We start from the raw sequence: 15,561 nt of genomic DNA, 5'->3' as shown, positions 1-15,561 counted from the left end.
AACCTTATCTTTCTAACCTAGACGCTCTTCTCTTGGCGTCATGCCAAAGTGGTTCCGGTAGGCGGTGGAAAAGTGAGCCCCAGAGGAAAACCCTGTGGCAAACGCGATATCGCCTACCGGCCGATCACTGTCGCGCAGTTGTTTACGTGCTTCCTGCAAGCGTAAATCGAGATAGTAACGGCTTGGCACCGCCTGCAGATATTTCTTGAACAACCGCTCCAACTGACGCCGCGAAATGCCCAGATGCTCAGCCAGTTCCAAGGTCGAGAGCGGCTCCTCGATATTCGCCTCCATCAATGTCACTGCATCGACCAAGCTCTGCGGAGCGTGGCCTAAACGGCTGCGCAGCGGCACATGTTGGCGCTCATCTGCCAAGCGGATACGATCACAGACAAACTGCTCCGACACCTGTTCGGCCAATCTTGCCCCGTGATGCTGGCCGATCAGCGTCAGCATCAGGTCCATCGCCGCCGTGCCGCCCGCGCAGGTCAACCTGTCACGATCAATTTCAAATAGCTGCTGGGAAAGCGTTACCTGCGGATAGGCTTGAGCAAACGCTTCAAAGCGCTGCCAAGGAAGCGTTGCGCGATAGCCTTCCAGCAAACCGCAGCGCGCCAGCACTTCCGTTCCTCCCGCTAACCCCCCCAACGCCACACCACGGCCCTGGTGCCCACGCAGCCACTCATTGAGCTTTGCTGGAAGCGCGTAAGGTAGCGGCGTCGGGGCGCATAGCAGCAGCAGGTCAAGCGGGCCCAGGGCGGCACTAAGCTCATGTTGCGCAATCAGCGAGAGCTGCGCACCGCTGCGAACCGGCTCATCGCCAAGGCTTAACGTAACGGTGTGATAAAGCATTTGCCCACTTAACTGGTTAGCCATTTGCAGTGGCTCCAGAGCGCTAGCATGGGTCAACAGTGAAAAACCGGGCAGCAACAGAAACGCAACCCGCCGACGGGGTGGCGCTGCCAGTGAGGCTAACGGGGTGGGCTGCATGATAACTGACTGGGTTGCATGGAAAGATGCATTAAAAGCTGCATGAAAAACCGCCATCGGCATGGGTAAACAACTATCTTACCCAATTGCGTAGAGGATCGCAGTGTTATGACCACTGCAGCAAAAACATGACGCATGAATGCAATTTGCCGGGCACAAGGCCCGGCAAAAGGAAGCATGGTTAAGCACTAGTTGCCGCGATTAATGATGCCTAGCACGATGATACTCACCACAATGACCCCCAAAATGATGACCACCAGTGGGAGTAATTTATACAACCCGCCTGGTCGCTTCTTGGCTTCAGGCTGAAGATGCGGCTTAGAAGATTCAAAATCCTCAGGCACCCGTTCGCTTATGATGTGCTCTTTCTGTTCTTCCGGGGTTTTGCTTTCCCTAGTATCCATAAACACCTCCCGCGTTCCGGTCGAATTGGGCGGCGCTACCGCCTCTGTTAATGGCTTACAGATTCACGACATCAAACGTAACCTCTGGATTGACGTCGGCATCGTAATCTACGTCGTCACGTTCGAAGCCGAATAGCTTCAAAAACTCGTGCTTATAACCAGCATAGTCGGTTATCTCGAATAAGTTCTCGGTCGTCACTTCCGGCCATAGATCCTGGCAGGCTTGTTGAACATCGTCGCGTAGCTCCCAATCATCCAAGCGCAGGCGCCCGGCTTCATCCGTCGCAAACTCGCCACGTAGGCCCTGGGCCGAGTAAAGCTGTTCACTGAACAGTCGATTCAACTGATCGATTGTGCCTTCGTGCAGGCCCTGCTCTTTCATAATGCGATAGACCATGGCGATATAGAGCGGCATTACCGGAATCGCCGCACTGGCCTGAGTGACCACAGACTTAAGCACAGCAACATTGGCACCACCGCCGCTGGCTTTTAATTTGCTGTCGATCGCCGTAGCGGCGCGATCCAGATCTTCCTTGGCTTTGCCCAGTGCGCCATGCCAGTAAATCGGCCAAGTGATCTCGGTTCCGATATAGCTAAACGCCACACTGCGGGCGCCTTTTGCCAACACGCCGGCTTCGTCTAGCGCGCTCATCCACAGCTCCCAATCTTCGCCCCCCATCACGGTGATGGTGTCGTCGATCTCTTGCTGCGTCGCGGGCTCTACTTCTGCTTCAATAATCGCGTCTTTATTGGTGTCGATGGCGGTGGCACGGTAGGTTTCGCCAATTGGCTTCAAGCTTGAGCGTTTCAGTTCACCGCTATCCGGCAGCTTACGTACGGGCGACGCCAGCGAGTAGACCACCAGATCAATCTCGCCCATATCTTGCTTGATCAGCTCAATAGCTTTTTCCCGCGCCTCATGGGAGAACGCGTCGCCGTTAATCGAATTGCTATACAGCCCTTCCTGCTTGGCAAACTTGTCAAAAGCGGCACTGTTGTACCAGCCTGCGGTGCCTGGCTTTTTATCGGTAGCAGGTTTTTCAAAGAACACGCCCAGGGTGTCGGCGCCATAGCCAAAGGCCGCGGTAATACGCGCGGCCAGGCCATAGCCACTTGATGCACCAATCACCAGCACTTTCTTCGGGCCAGCCTGCTTATCCAAACCGCGGGCACGCGTTGCTTCAATCTGTTCGCGAACGTTCTGCTCGCAACCAATAGGGTGAGTGGTGGTACAAATAAAGCCGCGCACTTTGGGTTTAATAATCACATCGAACCTCATAATCGAATTAATTTAGCGTTTGACATCATAACCAGCGACACCGTTTTGCCCTAGTTTTTGAAATGCTTTGTGGCAACGTTTTGCTATGGCAGTGTTATGACTCATTAGGGCTATTCTAGCTGTCTCAGCGCGCCCTGTCCGCTCTCACGCTATTGTCCACCATTGAGATACAGGCACTTTCGCGTCACGATAGTCGCTTAAGCAACCACTACCCCAACGAGGCGACCATGAATGCGCAGCAGCTAGTAGATGAACGCGGCGATCTTTGGCTAGCGTTAGCACCGCTGTGGCTAGACCGTGAACCCAGCGAGCGCGCTTACGCGCATATGGTCGAGGTCGTGCAGCGCTACGATATGACGCTTAAGGAGCTTGAATGGATGTTCCGGCTGGAAATGGCCCCAGTGATGTCACGCCATCAGCTCTCAATTGCCAGCGAGTGGCGGCAGTTTGATGACCGCAAGTTGATGCAGCAGTTGGTCAATCACAACATGCGCTTGAAGGGTTGGCGACGCAAAAGTTGGGCGCTGTTTTCAGGCTTAACGACGATGATGGTTCGCCATCGATTGAACGCGCTGATGAGCCGTGTGGCCGTGGCGCGGGGTGAGCAGGCTTAAGGGTAAGACTGATCTAGCGCTTCTTCCAATGCCAGACGCAGTGGACGCCCGTGGTCGCGAGGCCCAAAGCGAGCGATCACTTTGCCATCACGGCCCACCAGGAATTTGGTGAAATTCCACTTGATCAGTTGGGTACCCAACACGCCAGGCGCCTCACGTTTGAGCAGTACAAACAGGGGATGCGCATCTCGGCCATTGACGTTGACCTTTTCCAATAGAGGGAAACTCACCCCAAAGGTCTGTTCGCCAAATTGGCAAAATGCCTGGGCGCTTTCTGGCGACTGTCGGCCAAACTGGTTGCACGGGAAACCGAGCACGGTAAAGCCACGGTCCCGGTAGCGCTGAAAGAGGGTCTCGAGTTCGCTTAATTGCGGGGTAAAACCACACTGACTGGCAACATTAACCACCAGCAGCACTTGGCCCCGCAGCGCACGCAGGTTGAACGGCAGCCCTTGATGGGTATAGCAATCTTGATCGTAAATTTGCATCACTCAGTCCCGCAGAACCTCAAACGGCATAGCCATCACCATGCCACGGCTATGCTTTTTACACCAGCGGCCCAGCGACGACTCTTAGCGCCAGCGCAATAAGCAACACGCCGGTAATACGGTTGATCCAGTGGGCACGCTGTTGCAGCCAGGGCAAAATCCTTGAGTGGGAAAGTACAACGGCCACCAATACGTACCACCCCCCATCAATAATCATTGCCGTTAACACTATTATAGCTTTGGCCAGCGCGCTCATTTCCGGCGTTACAAACTGGCTCAGCAAGGCAACAAAAAACAGAATCAGCTTAGGGTTGCCTAATGCCACCAACACGCCCTCTTTGGCTGCCTGCCCGCGGCTAGTGGCAATCGCATTAGGTTTTAAGGCACCGGCTTTCCCGCCGCGCAGCGCTTTTACCCCTAGCCACGCCAAGTAAGCCGCACCGCACCAGGTAATCAGTTGGAACAGTAGCGGAAAACCCGCGATTAAAGCGCCAAGCCCCCAAACAGTCAGCAGCGCATAAAAGCCCACCCCAAAGGCATGGAAGATGGCTGCAGTCACGCCGGTAAAGCGACCGCCACCCAGCGTATGACGCAACACCAGCGCTAGGCTTGGCCCTGGCGACATAGCGCCCATGGCACAGATGGCGGCAAGCGAAAGCCACAGTGTCAACGGCATGCCAGTTTCTCCATAGGGATCGATATCACAAAGTGAAGCGTTAAGCGGCCAGTATACGCGAAGCCAAGCAACACTTCGGCTGGCGTCTTAAATAACGCTGTTAGCATGGTACGCTGTTGGGTAAAATTTACCTTTTCGCTCTTTTTCACTCTATTGAAATACTCGCCCTGCTGCTTCAATGCGCAGGGCATATTGAAAACTTAGGTCTAGAAAAAATAGGACGGCAACATGGGTAGGGCTTTTCAGAACCGTAAGGAATCCATGGCCAAAACGGCCGATGCAAAGACCAAGGTCTACAGCAAATACGGGCGCGAAATTTACGTTTGCGCTAAAGCTGGTGGCACCGACCCGAACGGTAACTTAGCACTGCGCGGTTTAATGGAGCGGGCCAAGAAAGACCAAGTGCCTTCTCATGTGATTGATAAGGCCCTCGATAAAGCCAGCGGTGCCGGTGGCGAAGACTTCTCTGCCGCTCGTTACGAAGGCTTTGGCCCCGGCAATGTGATGGTGATCGTCGACTGCCTTACCGATAACCCCAACCGCACTTTTGGCGATGTACGCGGCTGCTTTACCAAAACCAAGAGCAAAATTGGTACGCCCGGTAGTGTGAGCCATATGTTCGACCACTGCGCTATCTTCTCCTTCGCAGGAAGCGATGAAGACGCCGTGCTGGAAGCATTGATGGAAGCCAATGTCGATGTCACCGACATTGAGCAAGAAGGCGAACGCATCACGGTTTTCGCCCCGCATACCGATTACGCCAAAGCCAAACAGGCGCTGCTGGATGCGTTCGGTGAGATTGACTTTGAGGTGGACGAAATTCAATTTCTGCCGCAGACCACCACGCCGGTTGAAGGCGATGACGTGGCGATGTTTGAAAAATTTCTTGGCATGCTCAACGAACTGGATGACGTGCAAAACGTCTATCACAGCGGAGAGTTGCCCGAGTCAACCGACGCCTAAGCATTGATTGCCCCATTAGTAGGAAGACTCTGCCGCGTTGCGTGCATCCAGGGCGGCATCCGGTGGCAACATTGCCGACTGTACGCCCGCGGCACTTAGCACTGTTTTACCGCGGACGGTTAAGTCGGTGATAAACAGAAATTGTTGGCGCGGGTCCACCGGATAGGCGCGGATGCGGTAATGGGTACCCCAAGGCTTCTCTTCGGCGACCACAATAATCGGCTTATCGAACTTCAAATAGGCGCTGGTTAATGCCACATCGCGCAATGCTTTGCGCACCCAGCCTGCTTCGTGCTCAGGGTGAAGGTAAAAACTCGCCACGCACTGCAGGCTGGTACCGCCATTATTGGCGTTGTAAATGGCGTGATCCCATAACTTCAAGTGCGGCACCGCAACGAGGTCATCGTCGGGTGTTTGAATGTCGACAGTGCGCAGGCCGACATGCTTGACCTCGCCATAGGTGCCTTCAATATTGACCCAGTCACCGGGGCGGTAAGGCAGCTCAATGGCCGAAACAACTCCCGCAATCAAGCTGCTAACGTAATCCTTCATGGCAAAGCCAATGGCTAAGCCCAATGCTCCCAACAGTGTCACCATATTACGCAGCGAAGGCTCGATAATAATGGGCACGACAATGGCGAGCGCGGTAATTAAAATGAATAAGCGCGTCAGCGGTACCAGCGCAAAAATACGAAAACGCACTTGACCATGCATGCGGGTGGCCAGCCAATTTAGCCCACGCTGGCTGACAATAATCAGCACGATGGTGCTTAGCAGGACTACCCCGAGGGTTATCAGCGCCTGGCTATCAATATCGTTGAATAGTCGTGCGTACTTCTGTTGTTCGTCCATGGTGCCCTCCGCGGGCCTGTCTCTTTAGAAGGGCTGCTTATAGGGGGTCGACCAAATAATTACGCGACTCCAATAGCTGGCGAACGCTTGCATAGCTTAACGGTGTAATCTGCCAACGCCCTTCGTAGCTTGAAACAACCCCTTTGCGTTGCAAAGCTAATCGGGCATTGAGCGCTTCATGGTGTGAAAAGGGCAATACCTCACCCAACGAGTGATCATCCAGCCCGCCGTGGATCAATAGCGCGTGCAGCACCAACGTAGCGATATCACCGGTATCAGCGGAAAGCTCCGCCTCGGCGAGTGCATCTACTAGCCATAAACCCACTTCCCCACTGGACGACGGCTCGCGCAGACGCTCACGCCAGTAGTGCCAAGCAAGCCCAATATGACCACGGCAGTGAGCCGCCAAACGCTGCAGTTCTTGATAGGGGGCTTTTTCGTTTCGATTGGCCTCTGAATCGAACAATACCTGGTTGCCAGTTCGCGTGCTATAGACCGGTGGAGACTGCCCCCCATGGGTCGCAATCGCTGAGAAGTAGCGCGACAGCTGCTCCCCCTCCATGGATTGGAGCGTCAAGGCTGGCGCCCCATCAATACCGATCACTTGTTGAAGGTAGGCGTAGGTCCAACTATCGCAGCCAATCACACCCTTACCCAAACGGCCACTTAAGGCGCGTTCTAGAAATTCACGTACTCCTTGAATACCCTGCGTATGGCGTAAAAAGTAACGCTCTAGAGCTGGAACTGCCCATTCTCGATAATTTACAAAGCGCTCTACCCACTGAGTATCTCCCTCGGCGAGTTCACTAAGTGTTGGTGTCGGCACACAGGCTATATGGTGCTCTTCAGCCCACTGCTTGACGACCGATACATGACCGTTATGGGGCGGAGTAATAAAAAACGTGACCGGCGCCTCTAGGCTTTTAAGCTGTTGCGCTAATGCCTTCGCCGCAGGCGACCAATCAATTGGCGGTACTAAATGCGCTAGCCGAACGTCAGGTAGTGCGCGCAGTTCGCTCTCTTCTTTCACTTGCTGCTCGGCGGCTTGCTTGCCCACTAACCACGTTGAGGCTGAGCGTAATGACCGTCGCCACTGGCTTGCCTGGGTCTGCTCGGGAGTTTGAAATTGATCAAGCTCGACGACTGCCCACAATGGCGCCTCGGCTGATGACGACTCCCCCATGACGTTGCCCCTATTACTCATGATAAACGTCCACTTTAGCACGGTGCGCGCGGCATCTAACCTCACAGACGAACTTATGGTCTAAAATAAAGTCTTTATAGACAGTAGGTAGCGCGCTTAACGGACTATTGTTTTATTAAAGGAGAAAGCGATGAGTGTCGTTCATGTTAGCGAAGAAGAGCTGCATGCCAAGCTCGAAAAGTGCATTGCCGGTGAACGCTTACTGATTGAGCATGAAGGTAATCGATTCAGTGCCCGAATCCAGCATGTGGGCTTAGTGGGTGTAAAGGTAATTCCTGAAACAGAGATTAAGAACAGCCACCGCACGCCGGGCGACGTGGAAGGGGTAACAGTGCCCTACGATGAGATATTGGAGCTAGAGGTTAAGGGCGTCGTTTACAGTCGATTGCCGGATTAATTCAAAACCTTGCACGCCCGTAAATTAATCAAGGCGTGCAAGCTCTGGCTAAGCCATGTTGCAAATAACTATGTTTCAAATAAGTATGCTGCAAATAGCTATGCTGACTGGTTTAAAATGTCAGGCAGATCTTACCAAAGTGCTGGCCAGACTCCTGATGGCGGAAGGCATCGGCGATTTCAGCCAACGGAAACTCACGGTCTATGATTGGATGCATATCAAACGTTTCGAGGGCACGAATCATCTCAATTTGATGACGACGACTGCCGACAATCAAACCTTTTAAACTTGCCTGTTTGGCCATTAATTTGGCCGTCGGAACTTCCCCTTCACGACCGGTGAGAATCCCAATTAATGCAATGTGCCCGCCAATTTTTACCGCATCAATGGACTGGGGAAGTGTACCTGAGCCACCTACTTCCACGACATGATCGACGCCTTCGCCATTAGTCAGCTCTTTGACTCGCTTACCCCAATCAGGCGTCTCTTTGTAGTTGATAGTGTGTTCAGCCCCCATCTCACGCAGCCGTGCCAGCTTTTCGTTGGATGAAGATGTCGCTATTACCCGAGCCCCCATCAAGCGAGCAAACTGAAGGGCAAAAATAGACACCCCACCGGTACCTAACACCAGCACGCTATCGCCCGCTTTGATACCGCCATCGACAACGAGCGCACGCCAAGCGGTCAGGCCTGCGGTCGTTAACGTGGCCGATTCAGCGTGGCTATAACCCTTGGGCTGATGGGTAAACCACTCAAACGGGCGGATCACCTGCTCACGGGCATAGCCGTCCACGCCGTCACCCGGTGTCGTGCGAAAATCACCCACTCTGGCAGGGCCTTCCAGCCAGTCAGGAAAGAAGGTCGAGACGACACGATCACCGACGGTGAACTCGCTGACACCTTCACCGACCGCTTCAACTACGCCCGCACCGTCCGACATGGGGATGCGGTTTTCTTCTGTGGGGATCATTCCGGCGACCACAGCGTAGTCGTGGAAGTTCAAGGAACTTGCATGAAGGCGTACTTTAATTTCACCAGGGCCTGGCTCCCCTGGCGTTGCCAGCTCGACCACCTCTAGCTTGTCTAGGCCGCCGGGCTGCTTAAGATTAATCGCTTTCATCGCTACCTCAATATACAAGAATGTATGTCACCATTATCAATGGGGGCCATTGTCCTCAACATCAAGCCCAAGGAACCCGCCCGATTGACGCTGCCAGAGGCTGGCATAGATGCCCCCTTTCGCCAGTAGCTCCTGATGCGAGCCGGTTTCGACGATGCGTCCTTCGTCCACCACGATCAGCCGGTCAAGCATGGCGATGGTAGAGAGCCGATGAGCAATGGCAATGACCGTTTTACCCTCCATCAGGGTATCTAGCTGCTCTTGAATCGCGGCCTCTACTTCAGAGTCCAGCGCCGAAGTCGCCTCATCCAGGACTAAAATGGGCGCATTTTTGAGCAGCACCCGGGCAATGGCGATACGCTGACGCTGGCCGCCTGAAAGCTTAACACCGCGCTCGCCCACGTGAGCATCCAGGCCACGTCGCCCTTTCGGATCGACCAAGTCATTGATAAAGGTATCCGCATGGGCACGGCACACGGCGTTCCAAACATCTTCGTCGTTAGCATGAGGGCTGCCGTAACGGATGTTGTCACGCAGCGAACGGTGCAGCAGCGAGGTGTCCTGAGTGACCATACCAATCTGGTGGCGCAAAGAGGTCTGGGTCACCTCAGCAATATTTTGCCCATCGATCAAAATCCGCCCACCTTGCACGTCATAAAAACGCAGCAGCAGGTTGGCGAGGGTCGATTTACCCGCCCCTGAACGTCCTATCAATCCGATTTTTTCTCCGGGAGCGATAGTAAGGTCTAAGCCATCAAACACGGTTTTGTTTTCGCCTTTAGCCTGCGCGTAGCCAAACCGCATGGCGTCAAATCGAATCTCCCCTTCGGGAACGTTGAGAGGTTGCGCCTCAGGGGCGTCACGCACCGTTGGCTCCTGAGCGATGGTGTTCATACCATCTTGTACGGTGCCGATGTTTTCAAACAGTCCGGCGACTTCCCATAATATCCAGTCGGACATAAAGCGAATCCGCATGACCAGTGCAATGGCAATCGTCAGCACACCCAGGGAAATCGCTTCCATATACCAGGCGCTAATGGCCATGGCCGCTGTGCCTACCAGCAGTGCGGTGTTTAGCAGCGTCAAACCCACGCTCATAATGGTCACCAGCCGCATCTGGCGGTGAACAGTGACCATAAAGCCTTCCATAGCGTCGCGGGCATAGCGCTGCTCGCGCTCGGTGTCGGCAAACAGCTTAATGGTTTGGATATTGCTGTAGCTGTCCACCACGCGACCGGTCATTTGCGCGCGGGCGTCCGCCTGCGCCATGGAGACATCGCGGAGGCGCGGCACGAAGAAACGCATAATCGCCAGGTAGCCCACCAACCATAGCCCAAGCGGTATCAGTAGCAAGAGATCCGCCCGACCCAACAAAAAGGCCGCACCGGTAAAGTAGACAATGGCGTAGACCAGCAGCCCCATTACCTTAGTCACGGTTTCGCGGATCGCCAGCGCCGTCTGCATCACCTTTTGCGACACCCGGCCAGCAAACTCATCCTGATAAAACGCCAGGCTCTGGCTGAGCATATGGCGATGCGATAACCAGCGGCCAATCATCGGGTAGTTACCGAATATACTTTGGTGGGTGACCAATGACTGCAACAGCACTAACAGCGGCAAACCGATCAGCAGTAGCAGTCCAAGGCCTGAAAGCCACAGTCCGTTTTCAGCCCAAAAGCCTGCTCGCTCAACGTTGCCCAACCAATCGACCAACTGGCCCATGTAGCTGAAGAAAACCACTTCCGCCGCCGACACCAGCGCCGTGAACAGTGTCATTAACAGCAGCAGCGGCAACATTGGGCGGGAGAAGTGCACAATAAATGGCATTAAACCCTTGGGCGGCGTTTCAACTTTACCTTCAGGGTAGGGGTTAACCCGGGTTTCGAAGTAACGAAATAGCGGCTGTAAAACACGCGTGAGCATGATGTTTCCTTACGTTACTGGCGTTGGTGTTAACGGTCTTAATATCGTTATGGATTCTTGGGATGATGACTATTTTCAAGAGGTAGAGCGGCGCAATAGCCAGCGCGCCCAGAATGGTGCAATGATCATCAGCGTGACCATACGCAGTAAGTGGTGGAAAGCGACAAATACCGGATCAATGTTTAGCGCCACCGCCAGAATCGCCATCTCGCCAATGCCGCCCGGCGCTAGCGCCAGCAGCGCCACATCACGTCCGACACCCAACAGCTGATGGATTAGCTCAGCGAACAGCGCCAGCACTATCAGTGCTAAAAGCGTAGCAACGCCAGACTGCCATAAATAGCGGCCAAAAAGCTTGCGGGTCATTCCTTGAAAACGCGAACCTATAGCACTGCCCAAGACCCATAGCATCAGGTTCATTCCCCAACCCGGTAGGGCGAGACTGGCAATATCAAACCCCGATAATAAAGCCGCCAGTAGCAGCGGTGCCAGCAACGCAGAGCTGGGAATACGCAGCCAGCGTCCTAGGGGCAATATTAGCGGGATCAGCAGTAGCATCCAACCATGTTCCAAACCACTGTGAACAGGGCCAATACCTTCGCCACCGCCCTCATAGGCCCAGAATAGCGGGGGAAGAAAGAGGATGACTAGAATGATACGCAGCGACTGCGCGACGGCGATGCGCTGAGGATCGCCACCGCACTTCTCACCCAGCAGGATCATCGCTGTCATGGCACCTGGCGACGCACCAAACCAGGCGCTAACTGGGTCAAATCCACAGCGGCGATACCAGGCAGCGGCCACGGCAGTGGAAGCTGCCACGCCCATTAGCAGCAGAGCGGCAGAAATAGGCCAATCAAGCACGCGATGCGCCAGTTGCGGTGTCACCTGGCTACCCAACACCATGCCCATTACCGCTAAAAACATATTACGCAGCGGTTCAGGCACAGCGACGCTAACGCCTTGTGAAGAGGCCAACAGATTGGCAATTAAGGGGCCCAGCATCCAGGCAAGGGGTAAGCCGGTGAGTTGAAACAATGTGCCACCTACGGCACCAACCGCTAGCGATATTACTAGCGCTTTTGCACTCCCTGCCGACACTCCCTTTATGCTACCCCTCACGCGTGCTCCTCACCTTAGCCATGTTTTTCACTGGTAGTTCTGCGAAGCACCGTTTTGCTAAACACATAATTGCTAAACACAGAATTGCCAACGACCGTTAACAAGCTAAGGATATCGGTTTACACCGTCTAAGGCTATTGACCTGGGCTAGAGACCTCAGCCATCGACCGAACTGTTTTAGTAAGGCTGAGGAATCTCGCCATTATCATCGTCGTCATCGCGCATACGCGCCTGACGCTCCGCCTCTTCCTCTTTGGCATCGTCGATGACTTCCATCAACTCATCGACGTTCGCAATATGAGTGTCGGCATCGAAGTGGCCGGTGAGCTTACTATCCGGGTGCAGTTCGCCGGTTTCATACAGCGCCCACATCTCTCGGCCGTACTCGGTCGTGAGAAGTTCAGGCGCGAACTGGCCGAAGTAATTGCGCATGTTATCCACATCGCGGTACAGCATCGCGGCCGCGCTGTTATTACCGGCGGCGTCAACGGCCTGAGGCAGATCGATAATCACCGGGCCAGAAGCATCTACCAGCACGTTAAATTCCGACAGATCGCCGTGAATCAGGCCTGCGCACAACATTTTCACCACGTCCTGAATGACCTTGGCATAGTAGGTCTCGGCCTGCTCTGGGGTAAGCGTCACTTCGTCCAGGCGCGGTGCCACGTTGCCCTCGGCGTCGCTGATCATTTCCATCAGCAGTACGCCGTCCACAAAACCGTGGGGCTCGGGGACCCGCACGCCCGCCGAGGCAAGGCGGTAGAGCGCATCGACTTCGGCATTCAGCCACGCCTGTTCTTGCTCTTTCTGACCATAACGGGTTTTCTTGGCCATTGCCCGTGAACGGCGACTGTTGCGCTCTTTACGCCCTTCTTGGTACTGAACGGCCTGTTTAAAGCTGCGCTGCTTAGCCTCTTTAAACACCTTGGCACAGCGCACTTCTTCACCACAGCGCACCACGTAAACCTGCGCCTCTTTGCCACTCATTAATTGCACCAGCACCTCATCGATCATTCCATCATCGACCAGCGGCTGTAATCGCTTAGGGATTTTCATGGTTAGCTGCGTCGGCTCCTCTTTGGTACGCTTTCAATAACGAATACGGCGAACGCGGAAAGCCCGCCCTTTTAATTTATCACGCTCGAGTTTGGCTTGAGCCTGCTGAATCACATCACGCTCAACGGCCACATAGGCACTGCGCGCGAGCACTTTGATTTTACCTACTTGCTCGCCGCGTAACCCGCCTTCGCTGGTCAGCGCACCAAGAATATCACCGGGGCGCAGCTTATCTTTCTTGCCACCGGCTAATTGTAACGTGGACATGAGCGGCTCAAACGGCACCGAGTGCTGGGGCTTAGGCAAAGGCTCGGTTTTAATCGATTGCTCCAGCAACCCTTCCAGCCGCTCAAGCCGGTAGCTCTCTTTAGGGGTCACCAGCGTGCAGGCAATGCCGCTGGCCCCGGCACGCCCGGTGCGACCTACTCGGTGTACGTGAACATCGAGTTCACGGGCGATTTGGTAATTGAACACGGCGTCTAGTTGAGCGATATCCAAGCCGCGGGCGGCAACGTCTGTGGCCACCAGAATAGACGCACTCTGGTTAGCAAAAAGAATCAGTATTCGGTCGCGATCTTTCTGCTCTAAATCACCATTGAGCGCCACAGCGCTAAACCCGGCATCCGTTAGCTGCTCAGCCACCGCCTGGGTCTCGCGCTTGGTATTGCAGAACACCACGCTGGTGGCAGGCCGATAGACCAGCAAAAGTTGCTGCAAGGCCTCAAATCGCGCCTCCTCATTGGCGACGCTGTAAAAGTGCTGCTGTATCGTGCTGGCATCATGCACTTCGGCGATTTTTACCATCACCGGCTCACGCATCACGCCACGGGTCATCTCGGTCAAGCCACCCGATGCGTGCTCATCTGGAAAGGTGGCACTGAACAGCAGGGTTTGACGTTCATCAGGCGTTTCCGCAATGATCGCATCCAAGGTAGCCTGAAAGCCCATATCCAGCATACGGTCGGCTTCATCCAGCACCAGCATCGATACCGAATTCAGGGTAAGAGAGCCTTTTCGCAAATGCTCGTCAATACGTCCTGGTGTGCCCACCACAATATGTGCGCCATGCTCTAAAGAGCCCAGCTGTGGGCCAAACGGCGCACCGCCGCATAGCGTGAGGATTTTCACATTGGCAACACCGCGAGCTAAACGGCGCAGCTCTTCCGCCACCTGATCAGCCAGCTCCCGGGTGGGGCATAAGACTAAGCCTTGAACCGCGAAGCTCTCAACCTTTAAGTTGGCCAACAGCGCCAAACCAAAGGCCGCCGTTTTACCTGAGCCGGTTTTCGCCTGCGCCAGCACATCGCGCCCTGACAGCATAGGGGGCAGGCTTTCGGCCTGCACGGGCGACATTTCATGGTAGCCAAGGGACGCAAGGTTGCTAAGCAAAGCTTTTGGCAACGCTAACGAGGAAAAGGAGGAGTCAGACACGATATTACCTTGCTTGGGCCACAGATGGGTGGAGATCGGAAACACAGCGTGCGCCCCTGGAGGGCAAGTGACGCACAAACATTACGGCACCATACCAGAAAGTGCCTCTGCCTGCGCCGCCATCAAATCAACTTCACGTTGCCAGCGGTACAAAACTGGCCTGACTCAGGGTGGCTAAATCCCTCGGCGAGAGCTCGATCTCTAACCCGCGGCGCCCGGCACTAACATAAATATTGGCATAGCCTTCGGCGGAATCATCAATAAACGTCGCCAACCGCCTCTTTTGCCCCAGCGGGCTAACGCCACCCAGCACATAACCGGTGGTGCGTTCCACTTCCGCTGGCGCCGCCATAGCGGCTTTCTTGGCACCGGCAGCCTTGGCAATCTGCTTCAAGCCTAACTGGCAGTTCACCGGCACAATACCCACCGCCAACTGCTTGCCATCTAGCTTCACCACTAATGTTTTAAATACCTGCTCAACCGCTACGCCCAGCTTTTCCGCCGCCTCCAACCCAAAGGAGAGCGCGGAGGTATCGTGTTCATACTCATGAAGCTGAAAGGCAAACCCTGCTTGTTTTGCACTATGAATAGCCGGTGTCATGTCGCTCTCTTGGTTAACGGCGCTGATGCTGGGAATTTTACGGTGAGGCGCATTTCGCCCTTTAGATTGATAACGCGACAGGCAAAAGAAAGTCAACTGATTGGAGCATGGTGAAGGTTTGATTGATGCTTCTGGAAAGCTGCGCTCCTCCTGCTAGGCTTAATAACTACTATGCTTAATAAGGCAATTGGTACAAGGAAGCTAACCGGAAGGAGACCCGCAATGCCAGCAACCTCTAAAGCGCAACAAAAAGCCGCAGGAGCAGCGCTTTCCGCTAAGCGCGGGGAAACCAAGCCCAGCGAACTTTATGGTTCGTCTAAAGAGATGTATGACTCCATGAGCGAGGAGGAGCTAGAAGATTTCGCGAGTACAAAGCGCAAAGGCAAGCCCGAAAAGAAACAGGATTGACACTTCGCCCAATCAAAAGCGCCAGCACATTCC

Annotated in this window: 17 protein-coding genes; 4 read left to right on the top strand and 13 right to left on the bottom strand. The window is 54.5% G+C overall.

The window, feature by feature from the left end; all coding sequences use genetic code 11:
* Window positions 1-12 precede the first annotated feature (12 nt).
* From MLE19_RS06950 to fabV, 3 genes are all read right to left on the bottom strand, one after another.
* On the bottom strand, window positions 13-990 hold the full coding sequence (locus tag MLE19_RS06950; RefSeq protein ID WP_240717395.1) for a GlxA family transcriptional regulator: 978 nt from the start codon (window positions 988-990) through the stop codon (window positions 13-15).
* A 188-nt stretch (window positions 991-1,178) separates the two neighbouring features.
* Window positions 1,179-1,394: a hypothetical protein gene (locus tag MLE19_RS06945; protein WP_240717394.1), complete on the bottom strand. Its 216-nt coding sequence runs from the start codon at window positions 1,392-1,394 to the stop codon at window positions 1,179-1,181.
* Between the two features lie 55 nt (window positions 1,395-1,449).
* On the bottom strand, window positions 1,450-2,661 hold the full coding sequence (gene fabV / locus MLE19_RS06940; RefSeq protein WP_240717392.1) for an enoyl-ACP reductase FabV: 1,212 nt from the start codon (window positions 2,659-2,661) through the stop codon (window positions 1,450-1,452).
* 239 nt (window positions 2,662-2,900) lie between these two features.
* On the opposite strand from fabV, the gene MLE19_RS06935 reads away from it, so the two are divergent.
* A complete protein-coding gene (locus MLE19_RS06935) occupies window positions 2,901-3,287 on the top strand; it encodes a DUF7079 family protein (RefSeq protein ID WP_240717391.1) in 387 nt (128 codons plus the stop codon).
* Here the strand turns inward: MLE19_RS06935 and MLE19_RS06930 are convergent.
* Both MLE19_RS06930 and MLE19_RS06925 read right to left on the bottom strand, forming a co-directional pair.
* Window positions 3,284-3,775, bottom strand: a complete 492-nt coding sequence (locus MLE19_RS06930) for a glutathione peroxidase (RefSeq protein ID WP_240717388.1) — start codon at window positions 3,773-3,775, stop codon at window positions 3,284-3,286. The two genes, MLE19_RS06935 and MLE19_RS06930, sit on opposite strands and share 4 nt — an antisense overlap.
* A gap of 58 nt (window positions 3,776-3,833) precedes the next feature.
* Window positions 3,834-4,451, bottom strand: coding sequence for a LysE family translocator (locus MLE19_RS06925; protein ID WP_240717386.1), 618 nt, complete (start codon window positions 4,449-4,451; stop codon window positions 3,834-3,836).
* A 228-nt stretch (window positions 4,452-4,679) separates the two neighbouring features.
* On the opposite strand from MLE19_RS06925, the gene MLE19_RS06920 reads away from it, so the two are divergent.
* A complete protein-coding gene (locus MLE19_RS06920; protein ID WP_240717384.1) occupies window positions 4,680-5,414 on the top strand; it encodes a YebC/PmpR family DNA-binding transcriptional regulator in 735 nt (244 codons plus the stop codon).
* Between the two features lie 15 nt (window positions 5,415-5,429).
* On the opposite strand, the gene MLE19_RS06915 is transcribed toward MLE19_RS06920, so the two are convergent.
* Both MLE19_RS06915 and MLE19_RS06910 read right to left on the bottom strand, forming a co-directional pair.
* On the bottom strand, window positions 5,430-6,266 hold the full coding sequence (locus tag MLE19_RS06915) for a mechanosensitive ion channel family protein (RefSeq protein WP_240717382.1): 837 nt from the start codon (window positions 6,264-6,266) through the stop codon (window positions 5,430-5,432).
* Between the two features lie 37 nt (window positions 6,267-6,303).
* Window positions 6,304-7,449, bottom strand: coding sequence for a hypothetical protein (locus MLE19_RS06910; RefSeq protein WP_240717600.1), 1,146 nt, complete (start codon window positions 7,447-7,449; stop codon window positions 6,304-6,306).
* A gap of 151 nt (window positions 7,450-7,600) precedes the next feature.
* Between MLE19_RS06910 and MLE19_RS06905 the strand changes: the two genes are divergently transcribed.
* Window positions 7,601-7,867, top strand: a complete 267-nt coding sequence (locus tag MLE19_RS06905) for a hypothetical protein (protein ID WP_035584805.1) — start codon at window positions 7,601-7,603, stop codon at window positions 7,865-7,867.
* Between the two features lie 112 nt (window positions 7,868-7,979).
* On the opposite strand, the gene MLE19_RS06900 is transcribed toward MLE19_RS06905, so the two are convergent.
* From MLE19_RS06900 to ybaK, 6 genes are all read right to left on the bottom strand, one after another.
* Window positions 7,980-8,987: a zinc-dependent alcohol dehydrogenase family protein gene (locus MLE19_RS06900; RefSeq protein WP_240717380.1), complete on the bottom strand. Its 1,008-nt coding sequence runs from the start codon at window positions 8,985-8,987 to the stop codon at window positions 7,980-7,982.
* A 36-nt stretch (window positions 8,988-9,023) separates the two neighbouring features.
* Window positions 9,024-10,910 (bottom strand): ABC transporter ATP-binding protein, encoded by a 1,887-nt coding sequence (locus tag MLE19_RS06895; protein WP_240717378.1) that lies wholly within the window; start codon window positions 10,908-10,910, stop codon window positions 9,024-9,026.
* Window positions 10,911-10,985: 75 nt separating this feature from the next.
* The gene (locus tag MLE19_RS06890; protein ID WP_240717599.1) at window positions 10,986-12,020 is read right to left on the bottom strand and encodes an AbrB family transcriptional regulator; all 1,035 of its coding nucleotides are present in this window, start codon (window positions 12,018-12,020) and stop codon (window positions 10,986-10,988) included.
* Between the two features lie 189 nt (window positions 12,021-12,209).
* The gene (locus tag MLE19_RS06885) at window positions 12,210-13,088 is read right to left on the bottom strand and encodes a PA4780 family RIO1-like protein kinase (protein ID WP_240717376.1); all 879 of its coding nucleotides are present in this window, start codon (window positions 13,086-13,088) and stop codon (window positions 12,210-12,212) included.
* A 33-nt stretch (window positions 13,089-13,121) separates the two neighbouring features.
* Window positions 13,122-14,519: an ATP-dependent RNA helicase DbpA gene (dbpA, locus tag MLE19_RS06880; RefSeq protein WP_240717374.1), complete on the bottom strand. Its 1,398-nt coding sequence runs from the start codon at window positions 14,517-14,519 to the stop codon at window positions 13,122-13,124.
* A gap of 133 nt (window positions 14,520-14,652) precedes the next feature.
* On the bottom strand, window positions 14,653-15,120 hold the full coding sequence (gene ybaK / locus MLE19_RS06875) for a Cys-tRNA(Pro) deacylase (protein WP_240717372.1): 468 nt from the start codon (window positions 15,118-15,120) through the stop codon (window positions 14,653-14,655).
* Window positions 15,121-15,342: 222 nt separating this feature from the next.
* Here ybaK and MLE19_RS06870 point away from each other — a divergent pair, with 222 nt between their 5' ends.
* Window positions 15,343-15,528: a DUF3008 family protein gene (locus tag MLE19_RS06870; protein ID WP_035584858.1), complete on the top strand. Its 186-nt coding sequence runs from the start codon at window positions 15,343-15,345 to the stop codon at window positions 15,526-15,528.
* The last annotated feature ends 33 nt before the right edge of the window (window positions 15,529-15,561 follow it).

This window comes from Vreelandella neptunia (assembly GCF_022489065.1).
Lineage (GTDB): Bacteria > Pseudomonadota > Gammaproteobacteria > Pseudomonadales > Halomonadaceae > Vreelandella > Vreelandella neptunia_A.
This window is presented reverse-complemented; position numbering and strand designations above follow the sequence as displayed.